Raw genomic sequence first — 23,958 nt, forward strand, 5'->3', positions numbered from 1 at the left:
GGAGCTAGCTGCTGCCTGGAAATCTGCCAGGTGGCTAAGGGGGCCCTTCCCTTTTCTGGCGCGGCCTTCGCACAATGGCAGCGAAAGCCGAAGAGGTCTTTCGAAAGCTTCTGGGAACGGAAGCGTCCCACGAACGATGATCGGCACCTGGCTGCCACCAGATGCCGATCTTCACAACCGTCCACACCAGCCCGCCTCACGAGTGGTTGGAGGCACGTGTGAATCCTACTCGCCCCTCTTTGCGCTCACCAGATCTACTCTCCGTAGCGCCGGATGGCGCAAAAGGCAGGATTTCGGTCACGCTGTATCGGCAGCCCGGTATTTGCGTCACCTCCACCTGGTTCACCGTCGGGGGCAACCGATACCCGGTCAGCGAACTCAGCGAACTGCACACCGCCCGGGGGCCCCACGACCGACTGACGGTGCGGGCGGTGGGGGTGACCGGGGTACTGCTGGCGGCCATCGGCATCACGCTCGGCTACACCGGCGGGCTCTACCGGTTGACCGCCCTGGCCTATCTGACGCTCGGGATCCTGACGCTCGTACCGGTGCTGCTGGCCGTCGCCGGTAACCGGTGGCGGCCACCCGCCTACGAGCTGTGGGGCACCTACCGGGGCACGACGACGCTGCTGTTCACCAGCGACCAGGAGCGGGAGTTCGGCCAGGTGACGAGGGCGCTGGTGCGGGCCCGGGAGGTCGCGCGGCTCGGCGGGCTGGCGGACCCGGTGGCCATGGGGGAGGTCTGGCGTCCGCTGCCGCGGTAAGGGGGGAGGCTGGCGGGCGGGCTCAGTCGAGCTCGCCCGCCAGTTTTGCGATCCGGGCGAGGGAGTCGGTTGGACTCAGTGCCGCCTGCCGTAGCCCGGCGAAGGTCTGCATGTGCGACATCACCGCCTCGGGCTGGTCGAGTACGTCCTCCAAGCCGGTGCTCTCCAGGTAGACCACGTCTGGGTCCTCGGCGCCCGCGAAGCTGATGATCACGAACTGGCCGAGCGGGGTGTAGATCGGCGATGTGAACGGCAGTACCTGGATGGTGATGTGGTCGTTTTCGGCCAGAGCGATCAGGTGTCGAAGCTGACCCCGGATGACGTCGGTCCCACCGGTCTGTCGGTGCAGGGTCGCTTCGTCGAGGACCACATCGAGCGTGGGCGGGTTGGCTCGGTCCAGCACCTCTCGTTGTCGGCGGATACGCAGGGCGACCGACGCCTCCGCCTCGCTGGGGTCGTTGAAGTTCGGTATCACGATCTTCGCGACGGCCTGTGCGTACTCCGGGGTCTGGAGCAGCCCGGGCATTCCGACCGACTGGTAGAAGGAGAGTCCCGACGCCTCCGCCTCCAGCCCGATGTACGAGAAGTAGGCCGGCGGGACGCTGTCGCGGTATTGCGACCACCAGGTGCGTTGCCGGGCGACCCGCGCCAGGCTGACCAACTCGGCCACCTCGGCTGGGTCGGTGACCTGGTAGTGGAGCAGCAGGGCCTTCACATCGTTGGTGGAGATGGAGACGTATCCGGCTTCGATGCGAATGAGCTTGGAGAGTGACCAGTCCATGGCCGTGGCGACCTGCTCTTGCGTCAACCCGGAGGCCTCACGAGCCCGACGAATGGCCGACCGAAGCTTTCGCCGGCCGACTTTCGGTCCGTATGTAGTGGCCATCGCGGTAACCCTTCCTTCAACGGCGCGAGGCGGCCGAGCGAGGGGTCACATGGTCGTGTGCGAGGGTTGCCACCTGGCTACCCGCTACCTATCAATTGGCCAGGCTCTTGTGCAGGCTACACCGCGTTGTTTGGCAGCACCAGCTATCGACGACTGTCGCAACTGACCGATCACGCAAAGTCCTTGTGGCCCGACAGAACAACATAATTCGCGGTTTTTCGGGCTATGCGGTACGGCAATCAACGGGCTAATCTCTGGTGCGTCGCGGCACCTGCCGCAATTGACGCCGGTGCCGGGGAGGGCGCATGTCGCAGTTGGGTTCCACCGTGGGCGTCTGGCGTAAGAGCAGTCGGTGTGAATCTCAGCAGTGTGTCGAGGTCGCACGAACCGTCTCGGGGGTGGCCGTACGAGATTCCGCCGCTCCCGTCGACCACCTTGAGATCGCCGCACCGGCCTGGCGAAACTTCCTGTCCGCGATTCGCGTCGGAGACCTGCGGAACTGAATCGTCGACCCGCGTCGATCGACGTCGGCGTACCCCGATTCGTCGCCTTCCGTATTCACGTCGATCACCGTGAGTTCATTCAAGTTTATCGTCTTCTATGGTTGGTTCGGTCGTGAGACATTGAAGCGGGCGATGAACGCCCGGTGCACACATTGCATCCGACATTGACCGAGTCGTCGGGAGTGGGCGGATCTTATGGCGGATCAACCAGCGCGGTGGCGTCGGAGTAGCCGCTGCGAGTCGCACACCTGTGTCGAGGTGGCCTTCACGTCGGGCCGGGTACTGGCCCGTGACTCGAAGGTCGACGACGGCCCGGTGCTGGAGTTCGGCGCAGGCCCCTGGCAGGCGTTCTGCGCCGAACTCAAGGCCGGCCGGTTGCGCGGCTGACCGGGCCGGGTCAGCCGCGCACCGGCTCCCGGTCCGGAGCGGGTGCCTGGGCCGAGGCCCGGACCCACCGGGCCACCACCCGTTCGGCGTAGAACGACACGAACGGGACTGTGCCCGCGAGCATCACCAGGATCATCCGGCTCAGCGGCCAGTTCACGCGTCGACCCAGGTCGAAGACGGCCACCAGGTAGACCATGTAGAGGAAGCCATGGGCCGTACCAACCGTCTCGACGACGATCGGCTCCGCCCAGATGTACTTCAGCGGCATCCCGATCACGACCAGCGCGATCAGCACGACGCCCACCACGTAGGCGATGACGCGGTAGCGGGTCAGGGCAGCGCCCACCTCGTTCCGTCCTTTCCTCCTCCGGCGGTCAGCCGGGGTAGTCACTGGGGCGAGCGCCCGGATTGGCGTTCAGCCACGACAGATAGTGGTTGTAGGCGGCCAGGTCGGGATCGTCGTTGTCCGAGGCAGGCACCGTGGCCCGGGCGGACCGGACGGGACGACGTATCCCCGGAGGCAGATCGGCCTCGACGGGGGCCGAGGAATCCGCCGCCGCGCCCGCCGTCTCCCCGCCGCGTAGCGCGTGTCGGACCTCACGCGCCCATATGAAGATCACGAAGGCGGCGAAGACCGGCCACTCGAACGCGTACGCCCAGCTCACCGCGTTACCGGACGCCGCGCGGCTGACCTGCCACCAGCCCAGCCCGAGGCAGGCGGCAACCAGGACGACGGCGATCACATGGCGGGTGATCCATGCCGGGGTCCAGAGCCGTTTCATGGACCGAGCGTACCGGGGACGCCGCTGGTTCTCCGACGGGCCGTCGTAGTCACCGCCCCGGTGTCGCTGGTTTGGTGCCGCCGGGTCCGGGCAATCGTCTAGTTGTCGACCGGTACGTCCTGGCGGCGACGAACCACGCGAACCCGGAGGTAAGGATGACCGGATCTCTCTACCGTGACCAGTTCCCGCCAACCGGTCCCAGGGTGTCCACCGACGCCAGCCCGGAGCAGCGCCTCGGTGAGTGGGACGGTGATCATCTCCGCGAAGCCGAGGTGCCGCGACCGGACGGGGAACCGCTCACCGGGCTCGACCCGATCGACGAACTCGGCATCGACCCGGCCGAACTCGACGACGAGGACCTGATCCGGGAGATGCACAGCCTGCACCGCACCCGGCTGGACGTCCTTCGGCACGCCTCCGATTCGGCGTTGGCCAACCATCTGCGCCGTACAGCCGAGCTGGAGACCGAATACCTCGCTCGCCACCCCGGACGCGAGATCGACCCCAACCGACTACGCCCAGGTGTCTGATATGTCCGACTATGCCTCGGCATCTGATCTGCCCGGCCACGCCGAGCGCGGCATGTCCGCGCCGCCAGAGGTCGTCTTCAACACCGCGACCGACCCGGCCCGGGCGGGGTGGCTGCCCGAGCCGCTCCGCCAAGGGCAGCGTCCCCAACTGACCACGGAGACGCTCTGCGCCCGCTGGGACAGCGAATCCGGGGAGGTGACCTGGATGGCTCAGCTCCAGGTCCGTCCGATCGACGCGGGGGGTGCACAGGTTCGGCTCGACCTGGCGGTTGACCCGCCCGAGCCGCGCCTCGACGAACTTGCCAGCGAATCGCTCGACGGCTTGGCCCGCCAAGTAGCGGACAACCTGACCGCAGGCTGAAACCGAAGGGGTCCAGATGGGCGAACGGAGCTTTCGGGACAAGGTGTCCCGGCTACGCCAGGCGTACGCACCCCACGAACACCGACCCCTCGGCGGATACCTGGTAGCGATGGGTGGCTATGCCGGACTCCTTGGCACGCTGGCGACGGCGGTGAAACTGACCGGTCGGCCGCTTCCGTCCCGTCCCTCGACCGCCGACATCGTGCTGGTGTCGATCGCCACCCACAAACTCAGCCGGGTGCTCTCCAAGGACGCGGTGACCAGCCCGATCCGGGCCCCGTTCACCCAGTACGACAAGCCAATCGGCAGCGGCGAGGTGATGGAGCAGGTACGCGACCAGGGCAGCGGCACCCGGCACGCGATCGGCGAACTGCTGAGCTGCCCGTTCTGCCTGGCCGTCTGGATTGCCACCGGGCTCACCGGCGGGCTGGTGCTCGCCCCTCGGTTGACCCGGCTGGCGGCCACCGCGCTGACCGCCGTGGCCGCCTCCGACTTCCTCCAGATGGCGTACGCCATGGCGCAGCAGGCGGCGCAGGGGCAGGCCAAGCCGGACGCCTCCGACTAGCGCTTCAGGGGCACCCGTACCGGCCCGTGCCGACTGGCGCTCCAGGGGCACCCACACCGGCCCGCCACCGCCGGAATGGCGGCATGATCCGAGCGGATGTCCGCCGACTCGGACAGCCAGAGCGGCACGCCACCCGATTGTCGGACCGATCGGTGGAGCATCCCGCAGCCCTGACCAAAACCGCTGCTCACCACCCGGGTACGACGAATCCAATCGGTGGTCGTGACGCCGAACAGTCCACCGTGTACCGTCTGCGTTCGAGCCGGCCCGCGCTCTGTGGTGGGGCTAATTATCTGCGTACACTGCCCGTCGGTCACATCATGCCCGACGTTCACCCGGCATGAACGGCCGACGGCCCGTATCCGGGCGCGCGTGCCGGTAGGTCGGACCGACAGACGGAGTTGCCACCCATCCAGCGGCCGTACTATCGGCCCGGATCGGACGGTGAGTGTCCGAAGTAGAGGTTCCGGGCCTCATTGGTTCGGAAGGTATCTGTGGCACCCGGTCAGCGATGTTCCGGCGCCGAGCGCCGGGTTCGACCCGGTAGGCCCGTTGGAACGTGTGGAAGGCAGCGAACGATGATCTGCTCGGCATGCGGCACCGACCAAGACGAGGTCGACAGCGGTTACTGCATAAACCCGTCCTGCGGTGCTCGACTGGACCAGGCTGAGGTGCCCGGATCGATCGACGAGCCCGAACAGTCCGGGAAGTCTGGAAAGCCCGAGCCTGCCAGACTGGACGACCAGGGAGGGCTCGAAAGCGTTGGACTGGCCGACCAGCGGGCGTCCGAGCCGGCCGAGCGGTCTGGACAAGACGCACACCCCTGGGATGCCGACCCCACACAACCGCAGGAGCAGCAACGACCGACGGCGCTGGTCGAAGAGCCCGAGGAACGGGCACCGCTCAACCGTGCCGAGGACTCAGGGTGGGGCACGGAAGAGGACTCGGGTTGGGGCGCGGAATCAGCGTGGGGTGAGGAATCCGAGCAGCTTGACCACCTCGATCGGCTTGACCGCCTCGAACCGCTTGATCGACTCGACCGACAGCCGGCCGGCGAGCCCGGCCAGGCGGACCAGCCCGAAGATGGAGTGCCGGTTCTACCCGGCGGGCCAGCCGGGCGCGACACGACGGCCCCCCTGCCCGACCAAGACGACACTGCGGACGTGGTGGCGGCGTACGGCAGCAGCGCACCGCTGCCGTACGCCCCGCGCGCATCAGGGGCGCACCGGGCCGAAGCGGAACCTCCGTCACCGCGCCGGCGGACCGCAGTGATCGCTGTCTGCGGGACGCTGGTGCTGTCACTCGCGGCCGTCATCGCCATCTCGCAGGTGGTGAGCAAGCCAGACGCCGATCAGTTAGCCGGTTCAGACCAGATCATCCAGCCGGTCTCCGGATCGGACGGCACTACCGCCTCCGCCGACAGCGACCCGTCACCTTCCGGGAGTGCGTCGGCGACGCCCACCTCGCCGAGTACCGGCGAGTCGACGTCGGGAAGGCCATCCGCTGCCGGCAGCACATCGTCCCGCCCCAATAACGCGGTGCGGTTCGTCGTCAACGGCAACACGAAGCGAGAGGCGAACTGCCCGCAGGGAGTCACCTGGTCGACAGATCGCACGCATGGCCCGGCCGCATCGTTCGACCACAAAGGACGAAACTGCCTTACCTCCGGCCCGATGGTCGACACCACGGCAGACTTCACCGTATCGGCCTGGGTGAAGCTCAGTGCGCGCCCGAGCGACCTGTCGATGACGGCGGTCTCCCAGGACGGCAACAAGCAGAGCGGTTTCTACCTCCAATACAGCGGTGTGCACCGTAGCTGGGCCTTCAACCGGATGAGCGCCGACGTGATGAACCCCGACGGGAACACTACGGCGACCTCCTCTGCGCCGGTGACGCTTGAGTGGACCCACCTGACCGGCACCTTCCATGCGGGCACCGGGACGATCCAGGTGTACGTCAACGGCGCTCCCGGCACGGCCACCACCCAACACGCGAGGTGGCGAGCCACGGGGCCGCTGGTGATCGGGCGGGCGATGTGGAACGGCGAGCGGGGCAACTTCGTCCACGGTCAGGTCGCCGACGTGCGCGTCTGGAGCCGCACCCTGACCGCACAGGAAGTGTCCGGCCTGCCATGGACCCCTCCGGCGGGCTGAGGTGACGATGCAACCGTGGCCACGGCTGCTCCTGCCGGTCGGGCTCTACCAGGGCGCGTTTCCAGACATCGAGGACGACGGTGCGGGCGAACGGCACGAGGTACGCGTCGCCGACCACATGCTGGAGCTGAACGGAACGCAGTTCGCCTGCTGGCGGGCCCCGGACGGGACGGCGGGCACCGCTGAACTGCCGGAACTGCGCGAACGCGGCCTGGTGATCGACGTCGCGCCGGAGGAGGACGCGGCCGTCGTCTTCGCCCACGGCTGGCGGATCACGCCCCTGCTGTTGGGTCTCGGCCACAGCCGGCTCGTCCCGGACCACTTCGGCATCGGGCTACCCGGGCTCGAGCGTGTCACGGTGACCCCCCTGACGTACGAGGTGTGGGTGCGCTCGGCGGTGTCCCCGTCGCTCTGGGCCGCCTGCGCCTCGCTGACCGACTTCGGCGTGCTCGCCATGATCGATGTAACCGATCCGGCGGCCGTGCTGCGGACGGTGCTGCTGGAGTTGCCCGGGCTGCTGGCCGCCAGCGCCGCCGCGCTGGAGCCGGCGTGGTGACGCCCGCCGCCGACGGCTCGCTGCTGCTGCCGGTCGGGCACTACGTCGCCGGTCAGGGCCAGGAGCACTGGGTGCGGATCGGTGCCCGGACCACCCGGATCCGCGACGACGAGACGGCCAACGTCTGGTGGCTGGCTCACGGACTCACCGACCAGGCGACACCGTGGACGGCCCAGGCGGTGCGGGAGCACGCGGGCCTACCCGCCGACCGGTTCGCCGAGGCGATGGCCGAGCTGCGGGCCGCCGGTCTGCTGTGCGAGGTCGACCCGGCTGACGACGTGGCCGCCGAACGATTCGCCCGCCGGCACCGGCTGCATCCGTTGCAGCCCGGACTGGGTGCCCATCCGCAGCTGCCCGGCTGGTACGCGATCGGGCTGCCGGACCTGCCGGCGGCGGTGGTGGTGCCCCCGTTCGCCTTCGAGGTGTGGCAGTGGGCCCCGGCGTTGGACAGCCTGTGGCACGCCTGCGAGGCGGTTGCCGTCCTGGAGGACGAGGCCGCCGACCCGGACGACCCGGCTGCGGCCGACGACGCCGAGCCACTGTCCGTGCTGACCGACCTGCTGTACTGTCTACACCCGCTGCTGGCCGGGCATGCGGCCTACCTGGACGAGCGGATAGGAGATCCGGTGTGAGCGGCCTGCCTGGAACCAGCCCGCCCTGGCCGACAGCCCGCTCGGCGTGGGAGTGCCAGGCGTTCCTGACGCTGACCCCCTGTCCGGGCTGCGCCGGGCCCGGGCTGCGGCCGAGGGAGATCGCCACGTTGACCGGGGACGCCGGCAAACGGTGGGAGTACCACGCCATCTGTGCCCGATGCGGACGCTCCGAGACGTTCACCTTCGCGCTCGCCGCAGAGCCCGCGCCGGCCTATCCGGAGTTCGGCGGCGCGACCCCGTCCCAACTGCTCGACGCCGGGCAGTTCCTCGTCCTGGCCGAGGTGGTGGCCGACACGGTGGCCGCCGACCCGTACGAGATCGACCTGCCGGGTCCGGACGCGGTGGGCACCATCGCGCAGGAGCTGGCCCGGGCGCGTGACGACATCGGGGTCGCCGTCGCGGCGGCGGCCGAGTGCCTGAAGTTCGTGCCGGCCGGCGCTACCGCAGTGCCCCGCTCGGCGCTGTGGAGCCCGGCGGGACTGGCCCGCTTCGACGCTGATCCGGAGGCGTTCGAGCGCCGGCACCTGCTCTCCACGCTGGGCGCGTTCCGCGAGGTGCAGTGGGAGTATTCGCGGGTGGGAGGCGAGGCGTGACGCAGACGGACGCGTTGGTCTTACCAGTCGGACAGTTCGGCAGCGCCACCGGCCCACTGAACGACCCGGCCACCCGATTCGAGGTCCGGGCCGGCGACCGTACGGTGACCCTGCACCCCGACCGGTTCGCGATCTGGTTGTCCGCGCACGCGATGCCCGGCGCGCCCCGTTGGACCGAGCGGGCGCTCACCGAGTCGCTTGTCGCCGGGGGCATGCCCGCCGCCCCGGGCGACCTGGATGCGCTCTACGCCGACAGCCTGCTGGTACAGGTCGACCCGGATCGGGCGGTGTCGTTCGCCGCCGGGCACCGGCTGGTGCCGCTGCTGCTCGGGCTGGGGGAGAGCAGCGACCAGCCGGGCGGGTACGCGCTGGGCCTGCTGGACCAGCCCCTGGTCACGGTCGCGGGGCCGATGTTCCTGCTGTGGGCCTGGTCCCCGGTGGAGCGTGATCTCTGGTCGTCCTGCCAGCGGCTCGCCGACGACATCGGCACCGGCCCGGACACCGCCGACGCCCCGGCCCTGACCGACCCGGAGGCGGTGCTCGCCGGGGTACTGGAGGGGCTGCACGGGCTGCTCAGCTGCGGCGCCGCCTACCTGGACCGGGTGGCGTCGTGACGGCCGTCATCCTGCCGCTGGGGCACTACCTCGGCGAATATCCGGACGGCGGCGACGGGCTGGAGCCGGGACACCTGCTCCGGGTCGGTGAGCACACCCCGACCCTGGCCGGTCCGACGCAACTGTCCTGCTGGGCGTTGGCGCACGAACGGCCGGAGTCGACCTTCGACGTCACCGTGGCCGACGTCCTCGGCACCGAGGGCCGAGAGGTCGTCACCACCCTGCTGCGTGCGGGGCTGTTGCTGCGGGTGACGGACGACGAGACGGAACGCCGGGCCTTCGCCCGCAGCCACCGGTTACGTCCCCTGCTGACCGCGCTTGGTCGGCTGGCCGGCGACCCCGAGCGCTACGCGATCGGCTTCGCCGGCCAGGTCACCGCGGTCATCGACCCGCAGACGCATGACCTGTGGTGGTGGTCCGGTCCGTCGGGGAACCTGTGGGAACTGTGCGTACGGGTCGGTGCCATGCATACCCGCCGGCCCGAGGCGCTCCTGGACCACTTCCTGGCGCACGCGCACGACCTGCTGGCTGGCGGGGCCGCCTACCTGGACGTGGCGTAGTGGTGGAACCGGCCCGGAGTGCGTGCGTTGCGGCGGAATCACACCCCAGGCCGGTGCGCATACGCTAGACCGTGCTCCCGGCTGGAGCGGTGACACGAAGGTGATCGTCAGGTAACGCCTTCATCACCAAGCCTGTCACCCGGCCAGAATCGACCCTTGCGGTGCAGTATCTGTTCGATGGCCGGGTCGATGGCGGGACCTGGCAGTGGCTGTGCCACCGACGGCGCGGCCTAGGTGGGGTCCGTCGTGGCGGGTGGCCCGCCGCGCAGGCCGTCCGCGATTGGTGACGACCGGGCCGGGCCGCGCGGCGGCGGTGCCGCAGGGCCCGCGTCCGGGCGGTCCGGACCGCCCGACGGCGGGGTGGGATCGTCGGGACCGGGACCACCGGGATCGGGATCATCCCGGTCCGGGCCCTGGGGATCGAGGGCGTCCCGACCAATATCCTGCACACCCGGCGGCAGCCGGACACCGCTCTCCTGCAACCAGGACAGGAGCACGGTGAACGTGTCCGCCAGTCGCGCCGGGTCGAGCATGGTCTGCGGCGCGATCAGCAACCGGCGGACCGGATCCCCGGGCGACCCCGGCCGGAGCTGCGCGTCCAGGCCGGCGGGAAGCGGCGTCACCTCGAACCTCACCAGTTCGTTGACCAGCCCTTCGACGATTCTCCCGGGGACGGTGAACCGCAGTGTGTTCGAGTCCTGGAACTCGACCATATGCAGTGGCCCGATGCGCTCCATCTGGCCACTCTCGGCCATCTGCTGCAGTGCGGTCGTCACCCTGTGTCGCATCGTGTGATCGGCGAGACTCTCCACCAGCGCGTCATGGACTTTCCCGGGGCGTACGTTTTCCAGGGTGACGGCGCTTATCGTGCGCAACCTGCCCAACTGTTCGTCGCTCAGCCCGTAGCGGCGCTTCAGGAAATCTGCGTCGGCCACCCAGCGTTCTTCGCTGCCCGGTTGGCTGTCGAGTAGGCCCAGTTCGGCGAAGCGGCGCACCAGGTCGGCCTCCAGCATGTCCGGTTCGATAGCGGCCGGCACCGGAGCGTTCCGGTCGGCGAGCCGTGCGGCTCGCTCCAGGTCCTCAAGCCGCGCGCGGACTCGCTTCATCGCCGTCCGGTCGGCCGTGTTCAGCCGGCCCGGCTCGGGCCGGTTGGGGCCCGGGCGGAGCACCGATGGCAGGTTACGCAACAGGTGGCTACGTAGGCCGGCGTCGATGTTTCGCGCGTCGCGACCCACCTGGGCCACCCGGTCGCGCCGGCTGGGTGTGTCGTCGCGGGAGTCGACCACCGGAGCCGGTGTGATCTCGGCGGCGGCGGTCTTCACCGTCTCGCCCAACTCCATCGCCATCTGCGCCATATCCACCAGGGAGTCCGGCCGGGCGGCCATGTCCATATGCAGCGCCCGCTGGGATTGGGCCCGTTTGTGCGCCGACCCCCACACCCGCATGGGCGTCTCCCCGATCGCATTCGCCCCGGAGATCGTCAGCGAGCCCTTGAGCATAGCTATCAGCAGTGCGGGCGAGGCACCGAACAGCACCAGCACCGTCCCGCCGGCCAGGGTGAGGGCCAGCCTCGCCAGGGTCGCAGGACCGTGCTTGGAAAAGAGCTGCGACCACCAGTAGATATCGTTCGGCCGCCCGGCGATGCTGTCCGCCATGCGCTGCCGGGCCGCGTCCCCGAACCCACCCTTGAGTCGGTTCGCCAGCCCGCCCATGGCCGGGTCGAAGAGTCTACGCTTGATTCGGTCGCGCAGCCCGTTGATCTGGCGTTGTGCAGCCGGCCGTTGGGGAAGGTCGTTGCCCCACACCATCCGTTCGATATGGTCGATGTCACGCAGCGCGTCATCAATCGCGCGCCGTGCGTCCCATGCCTCCACCGCCTGCCGGTCAGCCACCTCATCGACCTTCACCTGGCTCCAGCCTGCACCGTAGAAAGCCTGGCCCACAATGGTGACAACCCCATTGACGACGGAGAATTTGAGCGCGAGTGCCTCCTCGAGCGGTGGCTTGTTCCTCATGGCGTTAAGGGCGAGCTGTGTCAGGACCGAGTTCACACCGCCCGGCACCTGCTGCACCCCGACCCGACCCATGTTGTCGCTCAGCCGCGGAGCGCCCGACGCATAACCCCGCCCGGCCATGGTGTAAGTCACTGCCCTGCCGTCCAACCAGGCAACCGGCACGGCGCCGGCACGCCGGATGGGCGTGATCAGTTGCCGGCGATACTCCATGTCCCTCAACTTGTGCTCGACCTCGCGGGCCATCGTGCTTTGTGCCTCGGTCAGGTCGGCGCGCAGCCGCCGCAGCAACGTCAGCAGCCGCGCCCGGTCCTGCGGGTCGAGTGTCCCGCCCTCATTACGCAGCTTGCGTACCTTCTCGTACAGTTTGCCGAGCGGGTAGGTCAACAGTCCGGCGGCGCTGTTGCGTCGGGCGTCGGGCGACAACGACACCTCGTGTTTTTCCTTGTCGGCAGCCTCGCGCTCTGGTTTGTCCTTGACGTAGTCCGCCTCGGCCTGGCCGAATCCCGTTCCGCCGACCTCGCCACCGAGGACGTACGCGGAAAGGGCAAGTTGCGCCCACCGACCCTGCACCGGTGAGCTGTTGAAATCGCCCGGGTCTTTCGCCCACAACGGGAGTGCGCTGGCAATACCGCCGGCCGCCGCTCCCCCCAGCCGTTTCGCCCAGTTCTCGCCACGATCGGGATGCGTCCGCCACTGGTAGAGGCTCGGCGCGACGTCAGGGTCCGGTGGTTTGAACCGGACCGGTTCGCTTTGGCTGGCCACGACGCCGGCGGCCTTGTTGTCGGCGAGAGCCTGACTCATGTCCCGGACGTAGGCGCGGTTCCTGCTCATCTCGGTCTGTTCCGGACCCCGATTCGCATGTTCGTTCGTAAGGTCCGCGTACGCCCAGGCCGCGCTGGCGCTGAGGATCCGCCGGAACTGGTGGAAACCAAGTCCGACTGTAGACGGGTCGGGTGGCCCGATCAGGGAACGAAGCGGCTTGGCGAACAGCCGGTACAGGGGTATGTGCTGCGTGGGCCGCGCGTCAACGTTCAGCCTGTTCAACAGAAACCGGGCCAGCCCAGCCCAGGCCAGCCCAGACGTCGGGTCGATGGTGCCGGTCGCCGGCAGCCATAGCCCGAGCAGCAACTGCGCCGCGAACTCCCTCTTCAGGTTCCAATTCGCCAACGTGGTCATTCGCTTGTTGTCGGCCGTGGGTACCCCGACCGCCCGGAACCGCAGCAGCAATTCGGCCGCCATGTGGTTCATCAGGGTCCGCTCCAGCGGAGTGGCAAACTCGCGGAAACCGAACAGGGTGTTCAACTGTGCCTCGGTCCGGGCGACCGCCCTGGACGCCGCATCCGCCTGCGGCTCGCCCTGCAACAGCGCGAGCTCGGCCAGCGTGCCGGCGACGTCGATGGCGATCGCCTGGTCGCTGGCGTCCGAGCGGACGACGATCGTCAACTTCCCGTCGGCGTCAGTCGCCAATCGCACGGCGGCACCGGGCACCGCCGGCTCGTCAAGGACCTGCACCGGGATGTCGACTGTCCTGCCCAGCTGACCCTCGGTGGCAGGCAGCTGTACGGTCAGCACCGACTCGCCACTGTCCTGGCGTAGCCGGACGCCGTCGATCGCGGCGTCCGACCGGTTCACGTACCGGCGCGCCCGGGAGTCGAGCGCAGCCAGCACCTTCTTCTTGTCGGCGGCGCTCCGGGTATCCATCATCCGCAACGCGATCAGCCGATGGTGTCGTCCACCGGTCAGTATGCGGCGCAGTTTCCCGCGTCGCCGGGCACTGTCGGTCTGGTCGGTGAGCAGACCCATCTCGGCCAGGCGTCGCACGACCCTGCGCGACGGATTGTCCGAACGCTCGTGCGCCGTCTGCGCCAGCCGACGCCACCGGGATTTGTCGGCGGCGGAGAGACGTAGTGGGCCGAGTCGCAACCACCCGGGCCTCGTTTCGGGGTTGGTCGAGTCACCGAGCCACAAACCCCGCCGGGCGGACAGGACCTGCTCGCCGCTGTCGGCTATCACATCCTTCAGCAGTGCGACGTCCAGCCCGGATTCGCCAATCAGCGCAGCCGAGAGTTCCACCACGACGGTGGGATACGTCTCCGACTCTGCTACGTCCGCATCGGACGGCACCTGCACGTTGTAGAGGTTGCCCTCCGGCAACAGTGCGAACCGGAGTTCGACGTCGAAGGTTTTCCGGTCCGGATCCTGTGCCCACTCCTGGGGCGTGAACCGGATTGTCCGCGTACCGGGCAACCGCTCGGCCCGGGCCCGGGCCGAGTCGGCGTTCAACTCCTCGACCGCCTGGTCCAGCATCCGGTCCAGGGCGGCCTCGTCCATTCCGGCGAGGCTGGCCGCGAGGTCCGCTTCGTTGATTGCGTGGTTGACGGTGCTGGTCAAGGCCGTTCGGGCCTCAGTGAGCGCCTTTCTGGTCTCCCAGACGTCAGCCACCGCCTTCGTGCGTGCCTCCTCGTCAGGGCCAGTCATCGCCGCCAGCAGGGCGTCCACCGCAGCCAGAGCCTGGGTTTCGCGCTGTTGCACCTGCTCAAGCAGCGGCAGCATTCGCGACCATGCGCGTTGACCGAGCCGAGTGACGGTTCTGCGGTGGGCGTCGGTAGTGGCGTTGCGTGCGCTGTCCGCCTCCATCCAGGTTTCGAGCATGGCACCGCGCTCACGGGACAACCGTGTCCGGAGGTCGTTGGCCGCCTTCACCGCGTCGGCGAGAGCCGGCATTATCTCCGTCGCCGGCACAGTGGTGTCGGCGACGGCCAATTGGTCGGCAATTCGCTGGCGTTGCTGGACGATCGCCTGCACCCGCTGGTCGATCTGGTGGGAAACAATGTCAAGCGCCGCTTGGGCCTGCGCCGCGTTGAGATCCGTCGCCTCGGCCACCACGCTGCGAGCGTCGTAGAGGGTGTCCTCCAGCCACTTGATGGTTGTGTCGGCGGCGGTCAACTGGTCCATTACAGGTTTCAGTGACTCGTGCAGATCGGCCAGGTCCTTCGCGGCCTCGTCCATCGCCGTGACCAGCTCGTCACGTTCGGCGGCGGTCAGGTCGTCGTTCGTACCGGCCGCCCACAGCTTGGCCCGGGCGACCCGCAACCGTTCGGCCGCTTCCGCGATCCGTCCGGCGAGTGGGCTGCCCTCGATACCGAGGGCGGTGAACGTTGCCCGGATGCGCCCGGTCTTGCCCAGCGACTCGCCCACGTCCTGGGCGTTGCGCAATCGCTGCGCCAGGTGGTTGTGGGCCCCGATGTCATCGATGAGCTTGGCGACCACCGCTGGCACGCTGGTGTCGAACACGCTGACCGCAGCGAGCGCGGCCGAGTCGATGGCCGGAGCGCCCAGGGCGGCGATCAGCGCATGGACGCTGGCGTCGAGCGCAGCGACGGCAGCCTCGTCGATGTTCGGGGCACGCAACGCGGCCGCGAGCCGGTTCACCTCGGGCAGCAGGTCCTGTCTCAGCATCGCGACATATGCCCGGGCGACTGATGCGACGGCGGTTGCCTCCAGGCTGCCCGGCTGCACGCCTTCCGGAAGGATGGTGCCGTCCGCGAGGGCCTCGAAGTACGCGATCGTGGCGTAGACCGCGTCCACGGTAGCCTCGGCCACCCGGACCTGCGGTGACTGGGGATCACGGTCACGCGGATCCTCGTCGCCGCCCCAGCCGCGCGGGCCCACCGGACCACCCGGCCCGCCGCGACCGCCTGATCCCGGGTCGTCCGGATTCTGGGCATCGCCCGGTGGGTCGGCTGGCGGAGGCGGTGACGCCGGTGGCACGTTACCGAACGGTCGCCTAATGTCCTGCACGCCTGGCGGCAGCTGGCCGCCGTGCTCCTGCACCTGGGACAGGATCACGGAGAACAAGTCGGCGAGCCGTGCCGGGTCCGTCATGACCTGGGGCGAGATCAGCAACCGACGGGTGGACTCCCCGGGCAACGCCGGCTGTAGTTGCCCGTCCACGCCGGGTGGCAATGGTGCCACCTCGAACCCTATCCGTGTGGCGTGCCCGCCGACGATGTGCCCCTCGACGGTGAACCGCAGCGTGCTCTGGTCCTGGAGCTCGACCATCCGGATCGGCCCGTCGAGCTCCATTCGGCCGCTCTCGGCCATCTGCTGCAGGGCTGCCGTCACCGCCTGTTGCTCAGTGAGACCCTCCAGCAACGCGTCACGGATCTCTCCAGGTGGCAGGGTGGCGGGGTCGGTGCCGCGAAGCTCGCTCAGGATGGACGCCTGCTCCAGGCTCAGCCCGTAGCGCCGCTGCAGGAAGCCCTCGGCGGCCTTCCAGCGGATGTCGCTACCCGGTTGGATGTTGAGCAGGCCCAACCTGGCGAGTTCACGCACCAACTCGGCCTTCAGCAACTCCGGGTCGAGTGCGCCCGTCAACAGCTCCGATTCGGGCGTCAACGGCGGCGCGTCCCGGGTCGCGAGCGCTGCGGACCGGGCGAGGTCGCCAAGCAGCTCGTGGATCCGCCTCATCGCCATCCGGTCAGCCGGGTTGAGCCGGCCCGGCGTCGACCGGTTGGGGCCCGGGCGCAGCACCGGTGGACGGTCGCGCTGCAGGTAGTCACGCAGGCCGGTGTTGATGTAGAACAGGTCGCGGCCTACCTGCGCCAACCGGGCGCGCCGGCTGGGCGTGTTGTCACTGGAAGCGACCGGGGCCGGCCGGATCTTTGCAGCGGCGTCCCTGACCTGCTCACCCAGCTGCACTGCCAGCAGCGCCATGTCCTCCAGGGTGTCCGGCCGGGCAGCCATGTCGGTACGCATCGCCTTCTGCGCCTGAGCCCGCTTGTGCGCCGGCCCCCACACGCGCATGGGCGTCTCCCCGAGCGAAGCCGCCGCAACGACCTTCAGCGATCCCTTGAGCATGCCGAGCAGCAGCGCAGGCGCGGCACCGAGGGTGATCAGTACGGTCCCGAACACCAGGGCGAAACCCAGCCGCCCGAGGAGCGGAGGCCCGTGTTTGTAGAAGAGCTGCGACCACCAGTAGACCTCGTTCGGCCGTCCGGCGGCCCGGTCCGCGAGGCGTAGCCGGACCGCGTCCCCGAACCCGCCCATGATCAGGTTGGCCAGCCGCCGCCGCGCGGCCGGCTGCTGGGGAGCAGCTTCGTCCCGCAGCATCCGTTCGATCGCGGCGATGTCACGCAACGTGTCATCGATCGCGCGCCGCGCGTCCCACGCGTCCACCGCCTGCCGGTCGGCGACCTCCTCGACCTTCAACCGGCTCCAGCCAATGCCGTACAAGATGCCATGGCCCAGGACGCTGATCAGCGCGTTGCTGACGGTGAACTGGAGCGGAAGGCCGGCCGGAACGTCGGGGGTAGAGTTCGCCGGCGTGGTGGCTGGATCCGTACGACCTGGGCCCTTCATCTTGCTCATGAGCATCTGGAGCAGGACCGAATTCAGACCGGTCGCTCCCTGCTGCCCCGCGACCCGTCCCGCGTTGCTGCTCAGCCGTGGCGCTCCCGACGCATAACCCCGGCCGGCCATGGTGTACGTCATCGGCACACCGTCCACGTTGACGACCGGTGCGCTGCCGGCGCGACGGAAGAGCGTGATCCGGCGGCGGCGGTACGCCATGTCCGTCAGCTTGTGCCTGACCTCGTTGGCCATCTGCTGCTGCGCCTCGGTTAGGTCGGCGCGCAGTCGCAGCAGCAACTCCAGCAGCCGCGTCCGCTCCCGTGGGTCGAGGGTGCCGTTCTCGCTGAGCAGCCGCAGCACTGTCTCGCGCAGTTCCGTGACCGGGTAGGTCAACATGCCGGCGGCGCGATTGCGGCGCTCGTCGGGCGAGAGCGAGACCTCGTGCTTTTCCTTGTTGGCAGCCTCCCGCTCCGGTTTGTCCTTGATGTAGTCCACCTCGGCCTGGGCGAAACCCGAGCTGGCCACTTCGCTGCCGAGGACGTGCATGGAAAGGGCCAGTTGGGCCCACCGACCCTGCACCGCCGTACCCCGGAACTCGTCCGGATTGCCCTTCCACAGCGGAATCAGGCTGGCGAGACCGCCAGCCGTCGCGCCCGGCAGCCGCTTTTCCCAGTTCTCGGCCCGATTGGGATGCGTGGGCCACCGGTAGACGCTCGGTGCCGTTTCGGGCCCGGGTAGTTTGAACCGGGCCGGCTCGCTTTGAGCGGCGACCGTGGCAGCGGCCTTCTTGTCGGACAGACCCTGAACCGGATCCCGTAGGAAGCTGCGCAGCGCGGTCATCTGGGTCTGTTGGTCGCTCCGTCCGGCATGCGTGTTCGTGTCCTCCGCGTACCACCAGCTTGAGAAAGCGGTGAACAGTCGTCGGTACAGGTGGAACCCGACTCCAGCCGTGGCCCGGTCGGGTGGCCCGATCAGAAGGCGATACGAAAGGCCGACCCGCCGCAGTGAGTCCACCCGGCGTGCGCCCAGGTCCAGCGCTGTCAGCCGGTCGACGTCGGCACTCGGCACCCCTACCGCCGGCATCCGGGCCAGCAACTCGTCCGCCATCTGGTTGATCACGGTCCGCTCCAGCAGACTGGAACGCATGCGGAACTCGGCCAGCACCTTCAACTGCGCCTCAGCCCGGGCGACGGCACGCCGTTCGGTGAGAGACGTCGACGGTGTTTCGGCAGGGGGTGTGTCCGCCTTCGGCTTTTCGTGCAGCAGCGCGAGCTCGGCCAACGTGCCGGCGGTGTCGACGGCGATCGCCTGGTCGCTGGCGTTCGAGCGGACGACCACCGTCATATTCCCGTCCGGGTCGGTCTCCAGTCGTACGGCGGCCCCGGGCACCGCTGGTTCGTCGACGACCCGCACCGCGATGTTGATCCGCTCGCCCTGCTGCCCCTCGGCAGGGGGCAGTTGCACGGTCAGTACCGCGTCGTCACCGTCCCGGAGTAGCTCGCTGCCGGTCACCGCGACGTTCCTCGGCACGGACTCGCGGGTGGGGCGGTCGGCGGCCTGTTCGTCCTGTAAGGGGCGGGTCGCGTACCGGCGTGCCGAGGAGTCGAGTGCGGCCAGTGCCGCTTCCCGGTCGGCGGTGCTGCGGGTGTCCATCATCCGCAGCGCGATCAGCTGGTGTTCTGGATCCTCGGTCAGCCTGCCCCGCAGTGATCGACGCCGCCGGTCACTGTCGGTCTGGTCGGTGAGCAGACCCATTCCAGCCAGGTGCCGTACCACCCGGACGGACGGGTCAGCCTGCGTGTCGGTCGACGTCTCGGCCGGCGTTCCGGTCAGCGTTTCGGCCGCAGCTCGTACCAACCGACGCCAGCGGGACTCGTCACCGGCGGAACGGCGCCGCGGCCAACGCCGCAGCCATCCGGGTCTGGTCTCGGGGTTGGTCGCCTCGCCGAGCCACCGGCCCCGCTCGGCGAGAAGGACCTTTTCGCCACTTTCCGCGAGCGCATCGCCCAGTAGTGCGACGCCAAGTTCGGCTTCGCCGATCAGCGCAGCTGAGACCTCCAGCACGACGAGCGGATACGTCGTTGACGCCCTAACGTCGTCATCGGACGGCAACCGAATCCGATACGGCGTGCCCTCCGGCAACGGTACGAACCGAATCTCGACATCGAAGGTGTTCCGATACGGGTCGTGCGCCCAGGCCGGGGGCGTGAACCGAATTCTCCGCCGTCCGGACGGCGTCTCTGACACGGGGGTCTGCCGTGCTACGAGTTTCTTCCCCCGGTTGGGGCCGGTATCCCCTGGGGGCGGTTCCGGCTTTTGGCGGTCGGGGTCGGGGTCGGGGTCGGGCTCAGAGTCGGGGTCGGGGGCAGGGGTGGGGCCTTCTACCCATTCGAGGGTTGTCTCCGTTTCGGGTACCCGCTCGGCGCTGGCCCACTCGACACCCAGGTTCCTGGCAGCCTCGTCCAGCATGCTGTCCAGGGCGGCTTGGTCCATCGCGGCGACGCGGGCCGCGACATCCGCCTCCTCGACCGCCCGGTCCATAGCTACCGTCAGGGCGTTCCGGCCCTCCGCGAGCGCTCTCCTGGTGTCCGTGACGGCGGCCAACGCCTTCGAGCGCGCCTCCTTGTCCGGACCGGCCATCGCCGTCAGCAGGGCCTCCACCGCCGTTTGCGCCTGAGCCCGGAGTTGGTCGACCTGCTTCACCAGCGGCGACAGCCTGGCCTGAGCGCGCTCACCAATCAGATGGGCGATGCTGCCGCTGGCCGCGGTGGTGGTGTTGCGCGCCTCGATCAGCTCGATGTGGGCTTCGGACAGGGCGGCAACCTCACCCGCCAACTGCTTGCGGACGTTGCCCGCCGACTGCACCACGTCGTTGAGATCCGGCAGGATCTCCCGTGCCGGCTCGGTGGTGTCGGCGGTGGCCAACCGGTCGATGACCCGCTGACGATGCAGGGTGATTGCCTGGACCTGGGCGTCGATCTGACTTGCCATCGTGTAGAGCGCTGTCTCGGCCTGCGCCTCCATGTCTGTGCTCAGCTCGACCAGATGCGTGCTGGCCTGATCAAGGATGAGCCGTAGGGTTTCGACCATCTGGTCGGCGGCGGCGAAACCGTCCAGCACCGGTGCCAGCGACCTCTGCAGGTTGGCGAGGTCCGTCGCGGCGTCTTTCAGCGCGATGACCAGTGCCCTACGTTCGGCCGAGGGCAGGTCGCTGTTCGCTCCGGCCGCCCACAGTCTGGCTCGTGCCGCCCGCAGCCGCTCGGTTGCTTCCGCGATCCGTCCGGCGAGCGGCCCCCTCTCGGCACCGATGGTGGTGAACGTCGCGCGGATTCGCGCGGTGATGTCCAGCAATCCGCGGATCTCATGAGCGGCGTTTGACCACTCCGTCAGGATGGTGCGAACCGTCTTTCCGTCCCGGCCGGGGAGATCGGCGATCGCCGCGCGCACCCGGGACTCGATGTCAGCGACCGCGGAGGCGTCGACGACCGGGGCGCTTACCGCCGCCCTGAGTCGGTCCACCTCGGGCAACAGGTCCCGCCGCAGTTTTCCGACGATCCTTGCGGCGGCGCGACGGGTTACGTCTTCGGAGCGAATGGTGCCGGCCGCGACGGCTTCGAAGTATGCGATTGTGGCGTAGAACGCGTCCAGGGTCGCCTCGGCCATCTTGACTTCCAACGGCCGGGTATCGCGGTCACGCGGATCCTCGTCACCGCCCCAGCCCTGCGTACCGGTGGGGCCATTCGGCCCGCCGCGGCCGCCCGATCCGGGCCGGTCCTCCTGGAGTTGGGTACCGTCCGGCGTGTCGGGTGCCGGTGGCGCAACCGGCATCGCCGGGGTCTGCTCGGCAGGCTCCTGCTCGGTCCGGTCCCGTTCGGCCGTCGCCGTGTCGACAGGCGCAGCACCGACAGGTGTAGTACCGACGGGCGCGGTGCCGGCAGGTGCGGTGTCGGCTGGCGGCGTCTGCGTAGGTGTCGGCTCGGCGCTGTCGGCAGGGCCCTGCGAACTGTCGACCGGTGCCGCCGGGGTGGTCTCGACCGGTGGCGGCTGCTCGGCCGGTGGCTGCCCGCTCCGACTGTTGGCTGGCAGACGCACCGACGACCGCGTCCCGCCGGGCGTGATGCTCCCTACCGGGAACAGCACGTTGCCCTGGGCGATGCCGACCCGGCTGGGGCCGCTGTCACCCGACGTCGCTTCCGGCCGGGCACCGGCGTCGCCAGGAGTGGCGGCTGTCGGTTCCTGCGTGGGCGCGGGCTGGGCGGACGCCTCCGGTTCGGATGCCGGCTGACCGGGGATCGCCGGTGACGTCTGTGCGTCGCCGGTGGTCGGATTGTCGCCAGGCCGTCCCACGGGATCGGGTTCCCCGGCCCGGGTGCCCGGAGCATCGCCGGTCTCCACGGGAGACGCGGGTGGCGCGTCATGCACCGCTCCCGGCTCGCCGGGGGTGGGGGTGCCGGCCTGTGATGCGGGGCCGGTAGGAGTGTCCGTCCCGGTGTCGGCCGGTGCCGGCGGAGCAGCAGGGTCACCTTGGCTGGTACTCGGAGCGGCAGGGTCACCTTGGCTGGTACTCGGAGCGGCAGGATCACCAGGGCCCGTACTCGGACCGCCGCTCTCGGCGGGCCCTTGAGTGCCGGGGCCGCCAACCGGCGCGGTCGGTTCCACTGGCGCAGCCGGATCCCCCGGATCAGCCGGTGCGGTGGGGCCGGCGGGTGCAGCAGGACCAGTCGGCGCGGTAGGGCCGGTGGGTGCGGCAGGCCCGGCCGGTGCGGCGGGACCAGTTGGTGCGGCGGGAGCAGCGGAGCCAGCCGGAGCCCCGGCGGCCGGGCCACCGGATGCACCGGGAGCACCGGTGTTACCCGGTGCATCTGTTCCGGCCGGGTTGGCGTCTGTTCCGGCAGGGTTGGCACCGGGGCCAGTCGGGTTGGCGTCGGGGCCGCGTGGGGAGTCGGGACCTCCGTTTTCGAGACCGATGAATTGCTGGATCCGGAGGTGGTACTGGTTACCGATCTGCTCGCGCAGTCCTCCGGTGACCACGCCGACACCGAACCGGCCCACGGCACCGACCAGGTTGTCGGTGCTGGGTGTCCAGTCTCCCTGCTCGAAACCCACCGCAAGATAGTTCGTCAGGTTGTTGGTGACCTGGTCGTGTAGGCCCTCGGCGAGGGTCTGCGCCCCCCACTGCAGGGTGGGAGTTCTGAGCTTTTGGGCCAGGTTCCGCAGCGCCAGCAGCGGTTTTGTGAGGACCTCGCCGATCCCTCCACCGACGGAACCCCATTTCAACGACTGCAGCAGATGAGCGCCGTCGTATCCGTCGCGGGTGCCCTCGGCGTTCTGGATAGCTTGAGCGGTGGCGTCGGAGGAGAGCTCCTGCAGCCCTTCGGTAGCTGCCTCGCGGCCGAGCCGAATAATGAACCTCTCCCGCAGGCTGCCGATCAGCAGGCGGTAGGCGGCCTGGGTGACGGCGCGGGTGGCAAGAATCGGCCCGGCGTTGGCGGCGGCCATGAATCCGGCGCTGAACAGCATCGCGAGCGCGATGATCGCCAGCTCGACGCAACACCAGATGACAGAGATGACGATGGTGAGCTTCTCGTGCTCGATGGCCCGGGCGGAATGGTCCATCACTTCGGCGATGTTCTCCGCTCCGCCGGTGAGCTTCGGCATCACGTTCTCGAACTTGTATCGCCAGTGGTTCTGGAACTGGGCGGCCGACGGGCCACCCCACAGGTTGCCCAGATCCGTCTGCGCGGACCCGAGGTCCCGCCCGGCAGTTTGCAGGATCTCGGCGAGGGCCAAGAGTTCGCGGGAGTACTGCCAGAGGCTGTCCTCGTCGCTGTCCGGCCAGGTCGACCCGCCGCCGACGAGCGTGACAGCGTCCCACACCCAGTCCCAGACGCCCAGGTCCGGCTTCTCTACTCCCACTGAACGGCTATACGCGGATGTTCAGCGGAGCGGCGGCAGACCGGTCCGTTTCGAGGAGCCCGTTGACCGCGTTCGCAGCGGTGGCGGTGTCAGTCGCGGTGGTGTCGAAGAAGGCCGCCATGTCACCGAGTGAATCGTTGGCCGCGGTGATGTTCTGCTGCAGCTGTGCCCCGACTTCGCCGCCGCCGATCACGACGGGGACGGCCAGTATGCGCTCGACTTGCGCCCGCACGGCTGCCTGGTGCCGGGCGGCCCTGGCCTGTAGGTCCGCCATCGCCTCCCGGGCACCCGGCCCCAGCCGACTCTCCACGTTGCTCACTCTTCCGTCAACGGCAGGCGCTGGCGCATCCGCTCCATCACCTGGGTGAGATCACCTGATGCGTACGAGTCAAAGGAATCTCCATCGACGTAGGGCTGACAGATTTCCTTGACCCGCTCCCTGGCCTCTGCCGCCGCCACCTCGATGGTGTCCAGGATGGTACGCGCGAGCGCTGCGGCGTCGGCGTCGTGGTAGATGCGCGGATCGAGGTGTAGGTCGCGAGGCTTGCCGTCACTACCGACCGTTGCCCGGACCAACCCGTCGCGGGACACCGCGGTCACCGACACCTGCCCGATCCTCTCCTGAAGACCGTCCATCGAGTCGGTGATGCGCTGCAGTTGGCCGGTCAGGTCACGTGCCCGCGCACGCATCGCCGCCAGCATTTCGTCATCCACGCGCATGGCATGACTGTAGCCATAGGACACTTGGCGCACTAGATTCGGTTCCGA

General features: G+C 69.0%; 18 protein-coding genes. 12 read left to right on the forward strand and 6 right to left on the reverse strand.

Annotation, left to right across the window (positions count from 1 at the left end; genetic code table 11):
• The first annotated feature begins 239 nt into the window (after positions 1-239).
• Positions 240-764, forward strand: a complete 525-nt coding sequence (locus FHR38_RS20580; protein WP_184536210.1) for a DUF6232 family protein — start codon at positions 240-242, stop codon at positions 762-764.
• Positions 765-786: 22 nt separating this feature from the next.
• Here FHR38_RS20580 and FHR38_RS20585 read toward each other — a convergent pair whose 3' ends face one another.
• Complete coding sequence (locus FHR38_RS20585) at positions 787-1,650, reverse strand: helix-turn-helix domain-containing protein (protein WP_281384891.1); 864 nt, start codon at positions 1,648-1,650, stop codon at positions 787-789.
• A 305-nt stretch (positions 1,651-1,955) separates the two neighbouring features.
• On the opposite strand from FHR38_RS20585, the gene FHR38_RS20590 reads away from it, so the two are divergent.
• Positions 1,956-2,153, forward strand: a complete 198-nt coding sequence (locus FHR38_RS20590) for a DUF397 domain-containing protein (RefSeq protein WP_184536212.1) — start codon at positions 1,956-1,958, stop codon at positions 2,151-2,153.
• A gap of 195 nt (positions 2,154-2,348) precedes the next feature.
• Complete coding sequence (locus FHR38_RS20595) at positions 2,349-2,540, forward strand: DUF397 domain-containing protein (RefSeq protein ID WP_184536213.1); 192 nt, start codon at positions 2,349-2,351, stop codon at positions 2,538-2,540.
• A 10-nt stretch (positions 2,541-2,550) separates the two neighbouring features.
• On the opposite strand, the gene FHR38_RS20600 is transcribed toward FHR38_RS20595, so the two are convergent.
• Positions 2,551-2,886 carry a DUF3817 domain-containing protein gene (locus FHR38_RS20600; RefSeq protein ID WP_184536214.1) on the reverse strand — a complete coding sequence of 112 codons (336 nt, stop codon included), beginning with the start codon at positions 2,884-2,886 and terminating at the stop codon, positions 2,551-2,553.
• Positions 2,887-2,914: 28 nt separating this feature from the next.
• Positions 2,915-3,322, reverse strand: coding sequence for a hypothetical protein (locus FHR38_RS20605; protein ID WP_184536215.1), 408 nt, complete (start codon positions 3,320-3,322; stop codon positions 2,915-2,917).
• 155 nt (positions 3,323-3,477) lie between these two features.
• Here FHR38_RS20605 and FHR38_RS20610 point away from each other — a divergent pair, with 155 nt between their 5' ends.
• The 9 genes from FHR38_RS20610 to FHR38_RS20650 all read left to right on the forward strand — a co-directional run bounded on the left by FHR38_RS20610 (position 3,478) and on the right by FHR38_RS20650 (position 9,907).
• Entirely contained in the window at positions 3,478-3,852 is a 375-nt protein-coding gene (locus tag FHR38_RS20610; RefSeq protein WP_221449103.1) for a DUF6158 family protein, read from the forward strand.
• 1 nt (position 3,853) lies between these two features.
• Complete coding sequence (locus FHR38_RS20615) at positions 3,854-4,213, forward strand: SRPBCC family protein (protein ID WP_246446667.1); 360 nt, start codon at positions 3,854-3,856, stop codon at positions 4,211-4,213.
• 16 nt (positions 4,214-4,229) lie between these two features.
• Positions 4,230-4,778, forward strand: coding sequence for a DUF1360 domain-containing protein (locus tag FHR38_RS20620; protein WP_184536216.1), 549 nt, complete (start codon positions 4,230-4,232; stop codon positions 4,776-4,778).
• Positions 4,779-5,356: 578 nt separating this feature from the next.
• Positions 5,357-6,931, forward strand: a complete 1,575-nt coding sequence (locus tag FHR38_RS20625; RefSeq protein ID WP_184536217.1) for a LamG-like jellyroll fold domain-containing protein — start codon at positions 5,357-5,359, stop codon at positions 6,929-6,931.
• Positions 6,932-6,938: 7 nt separating this feature from the next.
• Positions 6,939-7,487 carry a hypothetical protein gene (locus tag FHR38_RS20630; protein WP_184536218.1) on the forward strand — a complete coding sequence of 183 codons (549 nt, stop codon included), beginning with the start codon at positions 6,939-6,941 and terminating at the stop codon, positions 7,485-7,487.
• Positions 7,481-8,119 carry a hypothetical protein gene (locus FHR38_RS20635; RefSeq protein WP_184536219.1) on the forward strand — a complete coding sequence of 213 codons (639 nt, stop codon included), beginning with the start codon at positions 7,481-7,483 and terminating at the stop codon, positions 8,117-8,119. Before FHR38_RS20630 ends, FHR38_RS20635 begins: the two co-directional genes overlap by 7 nt.
• Positions 8,116-8,733: a hypothetical protein gene (locus tag FHR38_RS20640; RefSeq protein ID WP_184536220.1), complete on the forward strand. Its 618-nt coding sequence runs from the start codon at positions 8,116-8,118 to the stop codon at positions 8,731-8,733. Before FHR38_RS20635 ends, FHR38_RS20640 begins: the two co-directional genes overlap by 4 nt.
• Complete coding sequence (locus FHR38_RS20645) at positions 8,730-9,347, forward strand: hypothetical protein (RefSeq protein WP_184536221.1); 618 nt, start codon at positions 8,730-8,732, stop codon at positions 9,345-9,347. The genes FHR38_RS20640 and FHR38_RS20645 overlap by 4 nt, the downstream gene beginning before the upstream one ends.
• Positions 9,344-9,907 (forward strand): hypothetical protein, encoded by a 564-nt coding sequence (locus FHR38_RS20650; RefSeq protein WP_184536222.1) that lies wholly within the window; start codon positions 9,344-9,346, stop codon positions 9,905-9,907. Before FHR38_RS20645 ends, FHR38_RS20650 begins: the two co-directional genes overlap by 4 nt.
• A 230-nt stretch (positions 9,908-10,137) precedes the next feature.
• On the opposite strand, the gene FHR38_RS20655 is transcribed toward FHR38_RS20650, so the two are convergent.
• From FHR38_RS20655 to FHR38_RS20665, 3 genes are read right to left on the reverse strand one after another with little or no spacing between them, the layout of a single operon-like run.
• On the reverse strand, positions 10,138-23,190 hold the full coding sequence (locus tag FHR38_RS20655) for a WXG100-like domain-containing protein (protein ID WP_184536223.1): 13,053 nt from the start codon (positions 23,188-23,190) through the stop codon (positions 10,138-10,140).
• A 7-nt stretch (positions 23,191-23,197) separates the two neighbouring features.
• Entirely contained in the window at positions 23,198-23,500 is a 303-nt protein-coding gene (locus FHR38_RS20660) for a hypothetical protein (protein ID WP_184536224.1), read from the reverse strand.
• 5 nt (positions 23,501-23,505) lie between these two features.
• Positions 23,506-23,910, reverse strand: coding sequence for a YbaB/EbfC family nucleoid-associated protein (locus FHR38_RS20665; protein ID WP_184536225.1), 405 nt, complete (start codon positions 23,908-23,910; stop codon positions 23,506-23,508).
• Between the last annotated feature and the right edge of the window lie 48 nt (positions 23,911-23,958).

Source organism: Micromonospora polyrhachis (assembly GCF_014203835.1).
Taxonomy (GTDB): Bacteria; Actinomycetota; Actinomycetes; order Mycobacteriales; family Micromonosporaceae; genus Micromonospora_H; species Micromonospora_H polyrhachis.

Bases quoted from the DNA above. Each gene is read 5' to 3' on its own strand.
- FHR38_RS20630 (WP_184536218.1), top strand. From the start codon at position 6,939: ATGCAACCGTGGCCACGGCTGCTCCTGCCGGTCGGGCTCTACCAGGGC.
- FHR38_RS20590 (WP_184536212.1), top strand. From the start codon at position 1,956: ATGTCGCAGTTGGGTTCCACCGTGGGCGTCTGGCGTAAGAGCAGTCGG.
- FHR38_RS20620 (WP_184536216.1), top strand. From the start codon at position 4,230: ATGGGCGAACGGAGCTTTCGGGACAAGGTGTCCCGGCTACGCCAGGCG.
- FHR38_RS20610 (WP_221449103.1), top strand. From the start codon at position 3,478: ATGACCGGATCTCTCTACCGTGACCAGTTCCCGCCAACCGGTCCCAGG.
- FHR38_RS20625 (WP_184536217.1), top strand. From the start codon at position 5,357: ATGATCTGCTCGGCATGCGGCACCGACCAAGACGAGGTCGACAGCGGT.
- FHR38_RS20595 (WP_184536213.1), top strand. From the start codon at position 2,349: ATGGCGGATCAACCAGCGCGGTGGCGTCGGAGTAGCCGCTGCGAGTCG.
- FHR38_RS20585 (WP_281384891.1), bottom strand. From the start codon at position 1,650: ATGGCCACTACATACGGACCGAAAGTCGGCCGGCGAAAGCTTCGGTCG.
- FHR38_RS20665 (WP_184536225.1), bottom strand. From the start codon at position 23,910: ATGCGCGTGGATGACGAAATGCTGGCGGCGATGCGTGCGCGGGCACGT.
- FHR38_RS20615 (WP_246446667.1), top strand. From the start codon at position 3,854: ATGTCCGACTATGCCTCGGCATCTGATCTGCCCGGCCACGCCGAGCGC.
- FHR38_RS20605 (WP_184536215.1), bottom strand. From the start codon at position 3,322: ATGAAACGGCTCTGGACCCCGGCATGGATCACCCGCCATGTGATCGCC.